This window comes from Streptomyces sp. E11-3, assembly GCF_046540415.1.
In the GTDB taxonomy this organism is placed as follows: Bacteria; Actinomycetota; Actinomycetes; order Streptomycetales; family Streptomycetaceae; genus Streptomyces.
Map to the genome: position 1 here is coordinate 440,949 of NZ_JAZGRL010000002.1, position 16,094 is coordinate 457,042.

At 72.2% G+C, this 16,094-nt stretch carries 12 protein-coding genes and 1 pseudogene; 3 read left to right on the forward strand and 10 right to left on the reverse strand.

Annotated features, from left to right (window positions below):
• Window positions 1-33: 33 nt before the first annotated feature.
• Window positions 34-1,113, forward strand: a complete 1,080-nt coding sequence (locus U9R90_RS20790) for an NADH:flavin oxidoreductase/NADH oxidase (RefSeq protein ID WP_411058156.1) — start codon at window positions 34-36, stop codon at window positions 1,111-1,113.
• On the opposite strand, the gene U9R90_RS20795 is transcribed toward U9R90_RS20790, so the two are convergent.
• The 6 genes from U9R90_RS20795 to aroQ form a co-directional block, all read right to left on the reverse strand.
• Window positions 1,110-2,333, reverse strand: a complete 1,224-nt coding sequence (locus U9R90_RS20795; RefSeq protein ID WP_411058157.1) for a GDSL-type esterase/lipase family protein — start codon at window positions 2,331-2,333, stop codon at window positions 1,110-1,112. The two genes, U9R90_RS20790 and U9R90_RS20795, sit on opposite strands and share 4 nt — an antisense overlap.
• A gap of 48 nt (window positions 2,334-2,381) precedes the next feature.
• Window positions 2,382-3,770, reverse strand: coding sequence for an aspartate ammonia-lyase (gene aspA, locus U9R90_RS20800; protein ID WP_411058158.1), 1,389 nt, complete (start codon window positions 3,768-3,770; stop codon window positions 2,382-2,384).
• 62 nt (window positions 3,771-3,832) lie between these two features.
• Window positions 3,833-4,891 carry an asparaginase gene (locus U9R90_RS20805; RefSeq protein WP_411059757.1) on the reverse strand — a complete coding sequence of 353 codons (1,059 nt, stop codon included), beginning with the start codon at window positions 4,889-4,891 and terminating at the stop codon, window positions 3,833-3,835.
• Between the two features lie 20 nt (window positions 4,892-4,911).
• A complete protein-coding gene (locus U9R90_RS20810) occupies window positions 4,912-5,631 on the reverse strand; it encodes a FadR/GntR family transcriptional regulator (protein WP_411059758.1) in 720 nt (239 codons plus the stop codon).
• 269 nt (window positions 5,632-5,900) lie between these two features.
• Complete coding sequence (locus U9R90_RS20815) at window positions 5,901-6,965, reverse strand: hypothetical protein (RefSeq protein ID WP_411058159.1); 1,065 nt, start codon at window positions 6,963-6,965, stop codon at window positions 5,901-5,903.
• A gap of 90 nt (window positions 6,966-7,055) precedes the next feature.
• A complete protein-coding gene (aroQ, locus tag U9R90_RS20820) occupies window positions 7,056-7,514 on the reverse strand; it encodes a type II 3-dehydroquinate dehydratase (protein WP_411058160.1) in 459 nt (152 codons plus the stop codon).
• Window positions 7,515-7,607: 93 nt separating this feature from the next.
• On the opposite strand from aroQ, the gene mmuM reads away from it, so the two are divergent.
• Both mmuM and U9R90_RS20830 read left to right on the forward strand, forming a co-directional pair.
• The gene (mmuM, locus tag U9R90_RS20825; RefSeq protein WP_411058161.1) at window positions 7,608-8,552 is read left to right on the forward strand and encodes a homocysteine S-methyltransferase; all 945 of its coding nucleotides are present in this window, start codon (window positions 7,608-7,610) and stop codon (window positions 8,550-8,552) included.
• A 109-nt stretch (window positions 8,553-8,661) separates the two neighbouring features.
• On the forward strand, window positions 8,662-9,744 hold the full coding sequence (locus U9R90_RS20830) for a WD40/YVTN/BNR-like repeat-containing protein (protein ID WP_411058162.1): 1,083 nt from the start codon (window positions 8,662-8,664) through the stop codon (window positions 9,742-9,744).
• 119 nt (window positions 9,745-9,863) lie between these two features.
• Here U9R90_RS20830 and U9R90_RS20835 read toward each other — a convergent pair whose 3' ends face one another.
• The 4 genes and pseudogenes from U9R90_RS20835 to U9R90_RS20850 all read right to left on the reverse strand — a co-directional run bounded on the left by U9R90_RS20835 (window position 9,864) and on the right by U9R90_RS20850 (window position 15,982).
• Window positions 9,864-10,541, reverse strand: a complete 678-nt coding sequence (locus tag U9R90_RS20835) for a uracil-DNA glycosylase (protein ID WP_411058163.1) — start codon at window positions 10,539-10,541, stop codon at window positions 9,864-9,866.
• Between the two features lie 348 nt (window positions 10,542-10,889).
• A pseudogene (locus U9R90_RS20840) lies at window positions 10,890-11,288 on the reverse strand (lactonase family protein); the annotation flags it as partial.
• 61 nt (window positions 11,289-11,349) lie between these two features.
• Window positions 11,350-12,855 (reverse strand): FUSC family protein, encoded by a 1,506-nt coding sequence (locus U9R90_RS20845; RefSeq protein ID WP_411059759.1) that lies wholly within the window; start codon window positions 12,853-12,855, stop codon window positions 11,350-11,352.
• 226 nt (window positions 12,856-13,081) lie between these two features.
• Window positions 13,082-15,982, reverse strand: coding sequence for an ATP-binding protein (locus U9R90_RS20850; RefSeq protein ID WP_411058164.1), 2,901 nt, complete (start codon window positions 15,980-15,982; stop codon window positions 13,082-13,084).
• Between the last annotated feature and the right edge of the window lie 112 nt (window positions 15,983-16,094).

Below are 16,094 nucleotides of genomic sequence, written 5' to 3' on the forward strand. Positions count from 1 at the left end.
GTCAACCGGCCCCGCCGACGAATGGAGTCCGCCGTGAGCGCACTGTTCGAGCCCGTCACCCTGCGGTCCCTGACCATCCCCAACCGCGTGTGGATGGCCCCGATGTGCCAGTACTCGGCCGAGGTCTTCGGGCCGAACGCGGGCGTGGCGCAGGACTGGCACTTCGCGCACTACGCGGCACGCGCCACCGGCGGTACCGGACTGATCCTCCTGGAGGCCACCGCGGTCAGCCCCGAGGGCCGGATCAGCCCGGCCGACCTGGGCATCTGGAACGACACCCAGGTGGCTGCCCTGCGCCGGATCACCGGGTTCCTCAAGGGGCAGGGCACGGTCCCCGGCATCCAGATCGCGCACGCCGGACGCAAGGCCTCGACCGACCGGCCCTGGAAGGGCGGCGCCCCGGTCGGCCCCGACGCGCACGGCTGGCAGCCGCTGGGGCCCAGCCCGCTGCCGTTCGACGAGGGCCACCCGGTGCCCACCGAACTGACGCCCGGCCAGATCGACGAGATCGTCGGGCAGTTCGCCGACGCGGCCCGCCGGGCGCTGGACGCCGGGTTCGAGGTCGCCGAGATCCATGGCGCACACGGCTATCTGATCGGCGAGTTCCTCTCCCCGCACAGCAACCGCCGCACCGACGAGTACGGCGGCTCCTTCGAGGGCCGTACGCGCTTCGCCTTGCGCGTCGTGGACGCCGTACGGGAGGTGTGGCCGAAGGACAAGCCGCTGTTCTTCCGGATCTCGGCCACCGACTGGCTGGACGAGGCGGGCTGGACGGGGGACGACACCGTTCGCTTCGCGGCCCTGCTCAAGGAGCACGGCGTCGACTTGCTCGACGTTTCCACCGGGGGGAACGCCGCCCGGGCCCGTATCCCCACCGGGCCTGGCTACCAGGTCCCGTTCGCCGCCCGGGTCAAGCAGGAGACCGGCCTGCCCGTCGCCGCCGTCGGCCTGATCACCGAGCCCGAACAGGCCGAGAAGATCATCGCGAACGGCGAGGCCGACGCCGTGCTCCTGGGGCGCGAACTGCTCCGCGACCCGTCCTTCGCGCGGCGTGCCGCGCGTGAACTCGGCGGCGAGGTCCATGTCCCCGACCAGTACCACCGGTCCGTCTAGGGCGTACCCGCGAAGGGCCCACCGGTGCCGAAGGCCACGGCGGCGAAGCGTTCACCCATACGGCGGTGGGTGGCGGCGTCCGGGTGGATCTGGTCGGGCAGCGGCAGTTCGGCCAAGTCCGCGTCGCCGTAGAGGTCGCGGCCGTCGAGGTAGTGCAGGTTCGGGTCGTCGGCTGCCCGCTGCTGCACGATGCGCTCCAACTCGTCCCGGATGACGCCCAGCGTCAGCTTCCCGGTGGCCCGTTCCGCAGGGTCGCCCGCGGCCCGGAACTGGAGCCTTCCCTCCCTTAGGTTGGTGAAGTCCGGGGCGCTGGGGCCGGGGGTGTCCTCGTGTATGGGGCACAGGACGGGCGAGGCGACCAGCAGCGGAGCGGTGGGGTGCCCCTCGCGGACGGTGTCGAGGAAGCCGTGCACCGCGGGACCGAAGGCACGCAGGCGCATCAGGTCAGTGTTGACCAGGTTGATGCCGATCTTGACGCTGATCAGGTCCGCGGGGGTGTCGCGCAGGGCGCGGGCGGTGAACGGGTCGAGCAGGGCGCTGCCGCCCAGACCGAGGTTGATCAGTTCCACGCCGCCGAGGCGGGCGGCCAGCGCGGGCCAGGTCGTGGTGGGGCTCGCGGCGTCGGAGCCGTGGCTGAGCGAACTGCCGTGGTGCAGCCACACCCGGCGCCCCGCGTCCGGTACGGGCTCGACGGGGGCGTCCGTGCGCAGGGTGACTAGTTGGGTGATCTCGTTGTACGGCAGCCAGATCTCCACGTCCTTGACGCGGTCGGGGAGGCCGGCGAACCGGACGGTGCCGACCGGACCTGGCCGGGATTCCTCAGACCCGGCGGCCAGGTCCACGGTCAGGACGTTGCCGCCGGTGACGGTGGCCTGCCCGGCCAACTGGCCGTCGACGAGCAGGTCGTACACGCCGTCGGGGCGCGGCGGGGCGCCCTGGTAGACGATTTTGGTGGGGAGCGTGTCCAGCTCGACGGCGGTGGCCCGCGTGCGGAACGCGAGCCGTACGCCCGATGGCTGGGCCTCGACCCTCGCCAACTGCCCGTCGGCGCACTGCGCACGGGCCCGGGCGGGGAGGCGGTGCGGCAGCACCCCGTGCGCGGTGCGCTCCAGGTCGAGCGCACCGCGCAGGAGACCGGCGGCGGTGAGGGGTGTGGTGGTCCAGTCCGTCGCCCGGGGCGTGGTGGAGGAGGCAGGGACGGGGTCGTGCTGAGCGTTCATGGCCTCAGCCTGTCAACCGGATACCTGATCCGCACACGCTTTTCCGGCCTACGCCCCGGCCAAGACCTCGGGGCGCAGCAGCGCGGCCAGCTTGTCGGCCGGCAACAGGTCCTTCTCCAGGACCAGTTCGGCCACGCCGCGGCCCGTGGCCAGGGCTTCCTTCGCGATGTCGGTGGCTGCCGAGTAGCCGATGTGCGGATTGAGTGCCGTGACAAGGCCGATGGAGTTCTCGACGGCCGCGCGCAACTCGTCGGTGTTGGCCGTGATTCCGGAGACGCAGCGCTCGGCGAGCGTCAGGCAGGCGGCGCGCAGGTGCGTGATGCTCTCGGAGAGCGAGTGCAGGATGATCGGCTCGAAGGCGTTCAACTGGAGCTGGCCGGCTTCCGCCGCCATGGTGATCGTGACGTCGTTGCCGATCACCTCGAAGGCGACCTGGTTGACGACCTCGGGGATCACCGGGTTCACCTTGCCCGGCATGATGCTCGAACCGGCCTGCACCGGCGGCAGGTTGATCTCGTTCAGGCCCGCGCGCGGCCCGGATGACAGCAGGCGCAGGTCGTTGCAGCTCTTGGAGAGCTTCACCGCGATCCGCTTGAGCACCCCGGACATCTGGACGAAGGCCCCGCAGTCCTGGGTGGCCTCGACGAGGTTGGCGGCGGTGACCAGCGGCAGCCAGGTGATGTCCGCGAGATGCCGGCGCGCGGCCTCGGCGTACCCGGCGGGCGCGTTGAGACCCGTACCGATCGCCGTCGCGCCCAGGTTGATCTCGTGGATCAGCTCGACCGCCTCGGCCAGCCGGGCGCGGTCCTCGTCCAGCATCACCGCGTACGCCGAGAACTCCTGCCCGAGTGTCATCGGCACGGCGTCCTGCAGCTGCGTACGCCCCATCTTCAGCACGTCGCGGAACTCGACGGCCTTGGCGGCGAACGCGTCCTGGAGCACCATCATCGCCTGGAGGAGCCCGCGCACCGCGAAGACCGTGGCGATCTTGACGGCCGTCGGGTAGACGTCGTTGGTCGACTGGCCGAGGTTGACGTCCTCGTTCGGGTGCAGGAACGCGTACTCGCCCTTGGCGTGGCCGAGCAGCTCCAACGCCCGGTTCGCGATGACCTCGTTGGCGTTCATGTTGGTCGAGGTCCCGGCCCCGCCCTGGATGACGTCCACGACGAACTGGTCGTGCAGCTTGCCCGCCCGGATCTCCTGACAGGCCTCGACGATGGCGGCCGCCTTGCGCGGCTCAAGCAGGCCGAGCTCCTCGTTGGCGCGGGCGGCGGCCTCCTTGACGGCGGCGAGTGCCTCGATCAGGTGCGGGTACGACGAGATCGGCGTTCCCGTGATGGGGAAGTTCTCCTTGGCACGCAGGGAGTGGACTCCCCAGTACGCCTCGGCGGGGACGTCACGGTTGCCGAGCAGGTCGTGCTCACTGCGGACGGTCATGGCGGTGCTGTTCTTCCTTCTGGAGTCCGGGTGGAGTGAGTGGGCCGCGGGAGCGACGGGCATCAGGCGTACGCCCCGCTGGGCGCAGTGGCCAGGGGGAGCGGCTCGAGCGCCCGCGCCGGCCGGATGCTCCCGACCACCGCACCGCCCCCGAGCAGCGGCGCCCCGGCGAACTCGGCGAGCGCGGCCGGATCGACGCCGCAGCGAGCGAGCGCCGCGGCGGTCACCGGCACCCGCGCCCGGTCCGCCCCGTCCGCGATCTTCACGGCGACGGCCCGGCCGTCCGGAAGCGCCGCGACCTGCACCCCTTCGAAACCGTCCTTCGAGAGCAGCCCCGGCACGGCACGCATCAACGCGGCGACATCGCGACCGGAGCCCGACGCCATCTCGGCGTGCTCGCGCATCGCGTCGGCCACCAGCGCCTCAGGGGTGCCGGGCGCGGCCGTGGTGATCCGGGCGGCGGCGCGCGCGAGCCCGTGCAGGGAGACGGAGAACAGCGGCGCGCCGCAGCCGTCGACCGTCACCCTTGCGACGGCCTGACCTGTCAGGTCCTCGACGGTCTGCGCGATCGCCTGCTGGAGCGGGTGCGCGGGGTCGAGGTAGTCGTCGAGCGACCAGCCGTTGAGTCGCGCCGTGTAGAGCATCGCCGCGTGCTTGCCCGAGCAGTTCTGCGCGAGCCTCGACGGCAGCCGGGCCGCGCGGATCCACTCGTCCCGGACGGCCGGGCCGAAGGGCATGTCCGTGACGTTGCGCAGATCGTCCTCGGCGAGTCCGGCGCGTTCCAGGATGCGCCGGGTCCCGGCCAGATGCCGTTCCTCGCCGGAGTGGCTGGCGGCGGTCAGCGCGAGCAGCTCGCCGTCGAGCGGCAGCCCGGCCCGCAGCAGCGCCACGGCCTGCACGGGCTTGAGCGCCGAGCGCGGATAGAAGGCCGCCTCGATGTCACCGATCTGCAGTTCCACGCTCCCGTCGGCGGCGAGCACGACCACCGAGCCGTAGTGGATGCCCTCGATGACCTCGCCGCGTACGAGATGGGCGACGGGCGCGTGCAGGGGTTCCCGGATGGCGGGCGCGTCGGCGGGTGACGTGCCGTACTCCGCAAGCGTCTCGGTGTGCCGGGATATCAGGTCGAGGGACTGCTCGGTCACGCCTGGGGTCCACTTTCCTTGGAGGTGCTGTTCGGGTTGCTGTTCGGGGTGCTGTCGGAGGTGCTGTCCGTGCGCTCGGGGCGCACGATCTCGGTGAGGGTCGACTCGACGCGGTTGAGGTGGTGGGCCATGGCCTCGGTCGCGTCGTGCTCGCTGCCGTCGATGAGGGCTTCGACGATGGCTCGGTGCTCTCGGTTGGACTGCTCGCGGCGGCCACCGAGATCGTTGAGGAACGCCGACTGGCGGGCCAGCGCGTCCCGGATCTCCTCGATCACACGGCGGAAGACCGGGTTCTGAGCGGCGCGCGCGACGGCCAGATGGAAGAGCGTGTCCATGGCCACCCACGCGGTGGTGTCGGTCTCGCGCTCCATCCGCTCCAGCAGGTGGGCGAGATGATCGAGGTCCTCGGGGGTACGGCGCACGGCGGCGTAGCCCGCCACGGGGATCTCGATGTGCCGTCGGACCTCCAGCAGGTCACTGGAGGCGTAGTCGCCGAAGGTGGGGTCCTCGACCGGCCCGTTGGACACGACGAACGTGCCCTTGCCGGTCCGGGCCACTGTCAGCCCCATCGTCTGCAGAGCTCGCAACGCCTCTCGCAGCACCGGGCGGCTGACCTCCAGCCGTCGGCAGAGCTCCGCTTCGGAGGGGAGCTTGTCCCCCACGGCGTACTCACCGCGCTCGATGGCACCGCGCAGATGCCCGAGTACCGCTTCCATGGCGCTGACACGCCTCGGCACCACACCAGCTGTCTGGCTGTCTGACAGGTTCACACAGGCGATCGTGCGGGAGGCGTGAGGTGCCTGTCAAGCGTGGGGCCGGTGTGAGCTCCGCCGCACGCCGTCGCCGGTGACCTGGCCGGTCACCAGCCGCCGTCCGTCACGACGCGCGGTCCGTCACCAGTCGCCGTCCCTCACGACCCGCGCTCACCATTCGCCGTCCTCACGACCCGCGCTCACCATTCGCCGTCCTCACGACCCGCCGTCCGTCACCATTCGCCGTCCGTCACCGCCTTGCCTGGCTGCGGGGCGTCCTTGAGCGGCTTGACCTGGCCGGGTGACGGCTCCTCCCAGGGCTCGTGGTCGTCTCCCAGCCACTCCCCCACCGGCCGTACGCCTTCCAGGGTGTCCGTGGGGGCCAGGTCCTCGGCGTCCGCGTCGTAGTAGTCGAACCACGGCAGCCCGGCCCGGGTGTACGCGGCGCGGTCGACGGGAGACGGCGGGGGCGCCTCGCCGGTGATACGCCGCCAGTCCGGAGGCGTCACCAGGTGCACGAACACGCGCCCGGCCGGCTCGATGGCCCAGTCCGACGCGGGCCGGTCGTCCCGGTACACCTCCTGCCGCATCGCACCGCCCGCACCGAGGCCCATCGCCGCAGCGGCCCGGGGGCGCGGTGCGCCGGGCCGCCCCCTGGGCGCGGCCGCCGGTGCCGGAGGCGGCCCGGCAGCGGCCGCCAGCGCGACACCGCCTCCGAACGTGCCCCCAGGCGCGGGCGTGCGCTGCGCGGCACGCCGCTGCTCCTCGCGCCACCGCTCGCGGGCCTCGTCGGTGAGCGGGAAGGACTGCAGCTGCAGCCCGCCCCAGGTCTCCTCGCCGGTGACCTGGCCCTCGACCGTGGCGCCGAGCCCCAGCGGCACCGCGACGAACTGCCGGACCTTGCCCTTGCCGGAGTTGATGCCGTCCAGCCACGGCTGGCGCGGCAGCACCAGGTAGTTCTGCGGCGTGCGGGACAGCCGGCTGCTCCACGGCTTGCCCGACACGGCGCACACCTTGCCGACGCCCACCTGGAGGGCGGCGGGTTCCGATGTGCCGAGGAAACTCAGCCACATCGCCTCCCGCAGATACACGGGCAGCATCACCCCGCCGCGCTCCCGCCACTCGGGCGGCACGGTGTCGGCGTAGTCCTCGACCCTGCGCAGCGGGAAGTTCCCGAGGCCCGGCGGCAGCGCGTGCGTCCCCTTCTCGGGCAGCCGCAGGGTCCGTACGAACTGCACGCGCGCCCCGCCCGGCAGCACCAGGCTGTCCCCGTCGATCCGTACGGTCTCGTTGGCCACCGGCCCGCTCCCCTGCTCGTGGCGTCCCCTACGGAGCTACAACGCCCAGCCCGCGCCGTCTGGTTCCACCAGCGGGTTCCCCCGATCGGGTCAGCTCTCCGCGGCCGCGATCCTGTGCAACCCCTGGATGGCGAGCGGGTAGCCCTCCGTACCGAAGCCGACGACGATCCCGGCCGCGGCCGGGGACAGGTAGGAGTGGTGCCGGAACGGTTCGCGCGCGTGGACGTTGGAGATGTGCACCTCGATGACACGCAGGCCCGAGCCCTTGATCGCGTCGTGCAGGGCGATGGAGGTGTGGGTGTACGCCCCGGCGTTCAGGACCGCCCCGATCAGGTTCCCCGCGGCCTGCTCGGCGCCCGCCTCGTGAATCCAGTCGAGCAACTGCCCCTCGTGGTTGGACTGCCGGCAGTCGGCGGTCAGCCCCAGTCCCTCGGCTGTCTCGTGGCAGAGCGCCTCGACGTCCTTGAGGGTCTGGGCCCCGTAGATGCCCGGTTCGCGGGTGCCCAGCAGGTTGAGGTTGGGGCCGTTGAGGATCAGTACGGATGCCATGGTCACAGCGTACGGCGGCGGCCACGGGGGCTGGCGTCAACCAATGGCACGGGGGCTGGCGTCAATCTATGACACGGGGGCTAGCGTCAACCTATGGCACGAACCACGGAGCCGATGAACCCGACCGCTGAGCCGACGCTGACCGAGGCCGTCGCGGCGGGCCCGGTGGTACTCGACGGCGGAATGTCCAACCAGCTTGAGTCCGCCGGGCACGACCTCGGTGACGCCCTGTGGTCGGCGCGGCTGCTCACCGACCGGCCCGACGCGATCACGGCAGCCCACCTCGGGTACTTCGAGGCGGGCGCGAGCGTCGCCATCACGGCGAGCTACCAGGCGACGTACGAGGGCTTCGCCCGGCGCGGCATCGACGCCGGGCGCACCACCGAACTGCTCGGTCTGAGTGTGCGGCTGGGGCGCGAGGCGGCCCGGCTCGCACGGGCCGGGGGTGTGCGGCGGCCGCTGTGGGTGGCGGCGTCGGCCGGTCCGTACGGGGCGATGCTCGCGGACGGTTCGGAGTACCGCGGGCGGTACGGGCTGAGCGTGGACGCGCTGGAGCGGTTCCACCGGCCGCGGCTTGAGGCGCTCGCCGCGGCCGGTCCTGACGCGCTGGCCCTGGAGACGGTGCCGGACACCGACGAGGCCCGTGCACTGCTGCGGGCGGTACGCGGGCTGGGGGTACCGGCGTGGCTGTCGTACAGCGTCGCCGGGGGCCAGACACGGGCCGGGCAGCCGCTGGACGAGGCGTTCGCACTGGCCGCGGAGAGCGAGGAGGTATTCGCGGTCGGGGTGAACTGCTGTGCGCCCGACGAGGCGGACGCGGCGGTGGCGCTCGCCGCGCGGATCACCGGCAAGCCGGTGGTGGTGTACCCCAACAGCGGCGAGGCGTGGGACGCCGCGGCCCGTGCCTGGCGCGGCCGTTCGACGTTCGCGGCCGAACGGGTCGCGGGCTGGGTGCGAGGCGGGGCGCGGCTGGTCGGCGGGTGCTGCCGGGTGGGGCCCGAGGGTATCGCGCGGCTGGCCGAGCAGGTCCGAGGTTAGGCAGAAAACCGCAGGTCCGGGTGGCTTTCACGGCGTTTGTCAGTGGTCGGGTGCAGACTGAGTCGTGTCGTGGACAGCGAGGTCGACTGACATCTCGGAGGTGGTCGGCATGGCCGACGTACTACTGACCGTAGGCACCCGCAAGGGACTCTTCATCGGGCGGCGACGCGGCGGGACCTGGGAGCTCGAAGGACCGCACTTCAACGCGCAGGCCGTCTACTCGATCGCGATCGACACCCGGAATTCGGCGCCGCGGCTGCTGGTCGGCGGGGACAGCGCGCACTGGGGCCCGTCCGTGTTCCACTCCGACGACCTGGGGGCGACCTGGATCGAGCCGACCAAGGCCGCGGTCAAGTTCCCCCAGGATACCGGCGCTTCGCTGGAGCGGGTATGGCAGCTGCACCCGTCGGCCGCCGAACCCGACGTAGTGTACGCGGGCACCGAGCCCGCCGCGCTGTACCGCTCCGACGACCGGGGCGAGAGCTTCGAGTTGGTGCGTCCTCTGTGGGAGCACCCGACCCGTTCGCGCTGGGAGCCGGGCGGCGGCGGGGAGGCCCTGCACACCATCCTGACCGACGCGCGCGACCCGGCCGCGGTGACGGTGGCCGTCTCCACGGCCGGGGTGTTCCGCACCCTGGACGGCGGTGCGAGCTGGACGCCTTCCAACTCCGGTGTCTCAGCGGTGTTCCTGCCCGACCCGAACCCCGAGTTCGGCCAGTGCGTCCACAAGGTCGCGCGGGACGCGGTCGACCCGGACCGCCTCTATCTGCAGAACCACTGGGGTGTCTTCCGCAGCGACGACGCGGGCGAGAACTGGACCGACATCGGCCAGGGCCTGCCTTCCGACTTCGGCTTCGCCGTGGCCGCCCACCCCCACCGCGCCGACACCGCCTATGTCTTCCCCATCAACGCGGACGCGGACCGGGTGCCCGCCGGTCGGCGCTGCCGCGTCTACCGCACAGCGGACGCGGGCAAGAGCTGGGAGCCGCTCTCCGCGGGACTGCCCGATGGCGACCACTACGGCACGGTGCTGCGCGACGCCCTGCGCACCGACGACGCGGACCCGGCCGGCATCTACTTCGGCAACCGCAACGGCGAGCTGTACGCCAGCGCGGACGACGGCGACAGCTGGCAGCAGCTCGCCTCGCATCTGCCGGATGTTCTGTGCGTACGGGCGGCGGTGATCGACTGACCGGGGTCACTCACGGCTGGGGACAACCCGGTCCACCGGCCGTTCCTCCTGGCCAGGCGGGGTGGGTCGCGCCCGGGCGCGGCCGCCTTGCCCGGGGCCTCAGTCTGCCCGGCCGTCGCCTACGGCAGGCGCCAGTCGACCGGCTGCGCGCCCTGTCGCGCGAGCAGCTCGTTGGCCCGGCTGAACGGGCGCGAGCCGAAGAAGCCACGGTCTGCTGACATCGGCGAGGGATGCGCGGACTCGATCGCCGGGAGATCCCCGAGCAGCGGTCGCAGATTGCGGGCGTCGCGCCCCCACAGCACCGACACCAGCGGGGTCCCGCGCGCCACCAGCGCCCGGATGGCCTGGTCGGTGACCTCTTCCCAACCCTTGCCCCGGTGCGCCGCCGGCTTGCGGGGCGCCGTCGTCAGCGCCCTGTTGAGCAGCAGCACGCCTTGCTCGGTCCAGGGCGTCAGGTCGCCGTTGGACGGCCTGGGCAGCCCCAGGTCGGCGTGCAGTTCCCGGAAGATGTTCTCCAGGCTGCCCGGCAGCGACCGCACCTCGGGCGAGACCGCGAAACTCAACCCGATGGCCATCCCCGGCGTGGGATAGGGGTCCTGACCGACGATCAGCACCCGGACGTCGTCAAAGGGCTGCTGGAACGCCCGCAGCACGTTCGCCCCAGCCGGAAGATACGTCCGGCCCGCCGCCACCTCGGCCCGGAGGAAGTCCCCCATGGCCGCAACGCGTTCGGCCACAGGCTCCAAAGCCTTCGCCCAGCCGGCTTCAACAAGTTCACGCAGAGGTCGTGGTGCCACAACACGTCACTCTACTGGTCCACACCGAGACCCCGCACAAACACCCAAGCCCCGCCCACGGGACCGCACCGCGGCGCTACTCTTCCTCCTCGTCGAGGTCATCGAGCCGGTCGAGCAGATCGTGCGGCCGGTCACCGAGAGGGAGCCGATCACCGAGCAGGAGGGGAGCTTGTCGCGTCCAGTGAGGCCGTCCTGTGTGCTGGGGGTGGATTCGGGGGGCTCAGGGCTGCGTGTCGCGCTCGGGGTCGGCGGGGACGGCCTGCGGCGGGTTGGCCCGGTCTCGTCGAAGGAGCCGGTGCGTACGGGGCCAGGCGGGATCGACGCGGAGCATCTGCTGGAGCAGTTGATTCCGATNCCCTGGTGCCGCAGTACGCCGCCCGCCCCGAGCCGGGCCCCCTCGCGCACCGGCAGCCAGGAGACGCTGCCCGAGCCGTAGTTCGCGGTGACCAGATGCCCCGCAGCCAGCGCCAGATGGGTGGGGCTCGCGCCGCCCACGGCGACCGGTGCGCCGAGCGGCACCGGCCGTTCGCCGAGCACATCGAAGGCGGCGGCCTGGCCCCGCTCGCTCTCACCGACGGCGTAGAGCACGTCACAGGCGTCCGACAGCGTGAGGTACGAGGGGTCGGCGAGGACGTCCGTGCTGCTCAGCACGGTGAGTGCTCCGGTGTCCTGGTCGACGGCGGCCGTGGTGATGCCGCGGCCGCCCGCCGAGGTGAAGGAACCGATGTATGCCCGGGCGCCGCCCATGTCCGAACCCCTCCGTCGGCAGGTTTTCGGCAGACGGTAGCAGGCGGTCTAGACCAAAGTCTCAGGTGCTGGCGAGCGCGGGCTCCGGAGCGCGCCGCAGAGGCGTGGCGAGCCCGGTGAGCGCCTGCTCCAGACCGTGCAGATGGGCGAGCGCCTCCTCGGCGCCGGGGTGGTGGCGCGGCGCGGTCGCCGGGTGCGGGCCGAAGGAGCCGACGAGCGCCTCCTCGCTGTCGACCAGCGTGTCCAGCGCCACGGCGACGCGGCGGCAGGCCGCGGTCAGGCGGACGTCGTGCGACGCGTCCGGGTCGGCGGCGACCACGGCCAGGCCGCGCACCTCGCGGGCGCAGTCGTCGAGCAGTACGAGGATCTGGCGGGCGCGGGCCTTGCGGGCGCGCAGTGGGCTGAGCGGGTGGACCAGCGGCGCGAGGGCCATCCGTACCCGGCCGAGCAGTGCCTCGAGTTCGGCGGCGTGCGGCGCGGGGTCGGCACTCTCGTCGCCCGCGAGACGCCGGGCGGCCTCGTCGGTGCAGCGGTGGACCCGGCGCAGCGCGCGCTGAATCCACGCCTCGGTAGCGGCGTGCGTGGTGATCGGCAGGACCAGCAGTACGGCGAGAGCGGCCCCGAGTGCGCCGACGCCGGTCTCGACGAAGCGCAGCACCAGCAGTCCCGGGTGCAGCACGCCGAGGAGTCCGTACAGCAGGCCCGCCATGATCGTGACGAAGAACATCATCCACGAGTACGACGGTGCCGCGGTGTAGAAGATGCCGAAGACGCAGACCGCGACCAGCGCGGCCGTGGGCCCCGGCGCCCCGTGCAGCGGGACGGCGACCAGCAGTCCCGCGGCGATCCCGACGACCGTGCCCAGCACCCGGCGGAAGCCGCGGACCAGGGTCTCGCCGCGGGACGCGGTGTTGACGAAGATCCACCAGGCGGTCCCGACGGCCCAGTACCAGCGGTCACCGGACACGAACTGCCCGATGACGACCGCGAAGGCGCAGGCCGCGGTCGCCTGGAAGGCCTGCCGGGTGCTGGGGCGCTCAAGACCGGCTCCGGCGAGCGGCGCGGGCGGCATCGGTGCCGGAGTGCGCCGCTCGATGCACCAGACGCCGAAGCGCACGGTGGCCGACGCGAGAAGCGCCAGCGCGACAGCGGCGTACAGCTCGGGCAGCTGACCGGGGACGGCGTGTAGGAACTGTGCGACGAAGAACTGCATGAAGGCGAAGATGCCGAGCGCGTGCCCGCGGGGCCCCCAGCGCCGTGCGTACACACCGCAGAAGACGACGGCGACGAAGGCGGCGTCCCGCAGCAGCGGCATCCCGTGCAGCGTGGCCGCGAGGGCGAGCACCGGGAATCCCGCGGCGGGCAGGAGCGCGGTGGTCACCGCCTGTTTGCGTACGGTGGCGTCGCCGACGGTGAACAGCGCGAGCAGCGCGGCGAGCCCGCCCGTGATCGAGGCGGTCAGCGAGAGCCCGGCGAGCTCGGCGGCCGCCACCGCGAGTCCGACACCGAGCACGGCGCGCAGCGAGACCCGCAGGCGCAGCAGCCCCGGATCAGGAGCCACGAACATCTTCCGCACGACCGCGGTCCACCCCTTCGTCACATAGCAAAGGCGCCGCGGGTCCAACCCGCAGCGCCATCGACGGACTCAGGAAAGCATCTAGCGGCCCACTGGCTCAACTCGGCCTTTGCGGCCTGAACCATTGGCACAGTCTGGGACGGTCAGGCCGTGCCACCGGAAGGCCAACGGACCATGACCGCGCCCCCGCCCGCGCGGCGGGGGCGCGGCGCCCGCATCAGCCGCCGAGTGCACGGTGTAAACCGGCGCGGTCCGTTCCCAGCTTGGTGAAGACCGCGGACAGCAGGCGCGACACGGCGTCCTCGTCCAGCCGGAGTGCGGTGGCGATCGCCGCGTTGTCGAGGCCGCGTGCGGCGTGCCGGGCCGCCGCGCTCTCCCCCTCGGTCAGGGTGTCCTGCCCCGGGATCTGCGGGTGGTGCGGGCGCAGTCCGGCGGCGGCCAGTTCGGTACGGGCCCGGGTGGCCAGGGTGTCAGCGCCGCAGGCGGTGGCGGTTTCCATGCCGCGGTAGTACTGGCGGGCGGCCTGTTCCAGGTTGCCCACGGTGTACAGGGCTGAGCCGTGGTCGATGAGGGCCTGGGCGAGTTCATAGGCCGCCGGGGACTGTTCGAGGTGGTCGACGGCTTGTTGCAGCAGGTCGACCGCCCGCCCGGGGTCGGTGGCCGCGGCGGCGCGCAGCGCGTGGCCCAGGACGCTGGCGGTGCCGAAGACACGGGCGCGTGCCACGGCCTCGTCCGCGGTGGCGCGGGCCTGGTCGGGATCGTGCTTCGACTGGGCGATGGCGAGGTCGAGCTGCCAGGGGCTCCACGCGGGGTTGCGCATGCCACGGCGGTCGAGGCGGTGGCCGGCCGCTGTCAGGTGCTGTTCGGCCTGCTCTCGGTCGCCTCGGGCCAGGAGGAGTTTCCCGTACACGGCTTGCGGGTCGGGGTAGACGACGGCCTTCGGGAAGTCCCTTCCGAAGTCGTAGGCGTCCGCGATGTTCTGGGCTTCGGTGATGCGCCCTCGGGCGATCAGGGTCTCGACGAGGGTGCCGACCGCGTACCACTGCGCCGGGATTCCCTGCCCGACGCGGTTGGCGATCTGCAGTCCGTTGCGGACGAAGTCCTCCGCGTCGGTGAGCCGTCCGCGGCGGTAGCGAATGTAGCCGAGGAGGGTGTAGGCGAACGAGAGGTGCGCGCCGCGCCAGCCTCGCTCCTCGAATTCAGCTATGCCCTGGTTGAACAGCTCTTCGGCTCGGCCTGGCTGGTCGCAGTACATGAAGGTGAGCGCGACCACGGCCGGCACCTCGAAACCGAAGTCCTGGTCGGTCCAGCTCATGCCGCCTTCCAGGGCCCGCTCGGCGTAGTGCAGCGCCTTGCCCGCGGGCTCGCCACGCCGCACGGCGTCGAAGGCCCGCAGTCCCAGAATCTGGCGCTCGGCCAGGTCGCGGCCGGTCAGGCGCTTGGCGAACTGGGTCAGCAGCCGGGACCGGGCGGAGGAGTCCTGCTCGTCGACACGGACCGAGTCCCACTTGAACTGCTCGGCCTGCATGCGCAGTCGGGTACGGGCACTGGTGGTGTGGCGGGCCTCCGCCGCGAGGAGTTCGGTGGCCTGCTGCACCTGGCCGACGTGTCCGAGCGCCTGGGCGAGCCGGTAGATGACGGCTTCGCGCAGACGCTGGTCGATCTTCGGCTCCTCCAACGCGGCCCGCAGGTGGTTCACCGCGGTCGCGGGCTCGTGGAGCAGCCCCGCCGAGCCGAGTTCGAACAGCAGCTGAGCTCGGTCTTCCAGGTCCGGCGGTTCGCGCAGCGCGCGGGACAGGCAGCGCAGTGCCGCGTCCGGCGCGCCGGAGGAGAAGTTCTCGCGGGCGGCCTGGCGCAGCTGCTGCACGACCCACGGGTCGCCTTCCGGATGCATCTCCAGAATGTGGCGGGCGGCGGCCGTGGCTCCGTGGCCCGCGTCGATCAGGGCCTGCGCGGCCACGCCGTGCATGGCGACGCGCGTGGCGGGTTTGATCGACCGGTACACGGCGGTGGCGACCAGCGGGTGGAAGAACTCCACGACCTCCTCGCGTCTGACATGGGGCAGGGAGGTCAGGATGCGCGCTTCGTGCAGGCGCGCGATGGCGTCGGCGGTCTGTGCTTCGCCGAGCGCGGCGACGCTGCCCACCACCGCCGTGGAGTTCCCGCTGCCCAGCACCGCGGCGGCCCAGGCCAGCCGGACGGTGGAGGTGCCCAGGTGCTCCAGGCGTTCCACGAGGCCGCTGCCCTTGACGGCGGAGGCGAGATCCCTGAGCTGCGGGATGTTCTCCACCAGCGGCTTCAGCCCACGCTCGCGCCCCTTCTCGACCAGTTCGACGACCTCGAAGGGATTTCCCCCGGTGATCGCCCAGCACTCCCGGCAGAACGTGTCGTCGGCCTCGCCGCCCAGAACGTCCCGTACGAGGCGTGCCACCGCGCCGGTGGTGAGGGGCGACAGCTGGTGCGGGCGGGCCCCATGGCGCTCGGCCAGGTCCTGCAACGCGCCGACGTCGGCGAGGAGTTCGTCAGGCCGGTGGGCGACCACGATCAGCATCGCCAGCTCTTCGGCGCGCGCCGCGAAGGCGGCCAGCCAGGTCATCGACTCCGCATCGGCCCAGTGCGCGTCGTCGAGCACCAGCAGCACGGGGGCGCTGCGCACCGACAGATGGGTGACGACCCAGTCCAGACCGTCGCGCACACCCTGAGGGTCGGGCGCCGAGTTGTCCAGCGGACCGGTGAGGCCGATCGCCGGTGCCACGATGCCGTACCAGTGGCCCAGGACGTCACGGCGTTCGCTTTCACCCATGGCGGCGAGGGACGGTTGGACGAGTTGACGCACCACATGGAACGGCACCTGCCGTTCCTGCTCGCCGCCCCGCGCGGACAGCACGGTGCAGCCGCGGTCGGCGGCCTCCCGGCGCAGCTCGTTGATCAGGGTGGTCTTACCGAGCCCGGCCGGTGCCGCGAAGGTGAGCACGCCACCGTGCCGGGTGCCCGCACCATCGGCCGATGTACCGCACAGGTCGTCCAACGCGCCGTGGATGGCGCGTAGTTCAGATTCCCGTTCGAGTACCGGTGGGGTGGCCCATCGTTGCTGTTCCGCGGACTGTTCTTGTGTCATCCCAACGCCCCTTCAGCGCGTGTGGCCGAGTGTACGGCCACGGGGGCAGGGAGTTGCAGCTTGCGGCCTGATTGGGGAACTCCGCCCTCCAGTACGTGTCAGGCCCGTATCC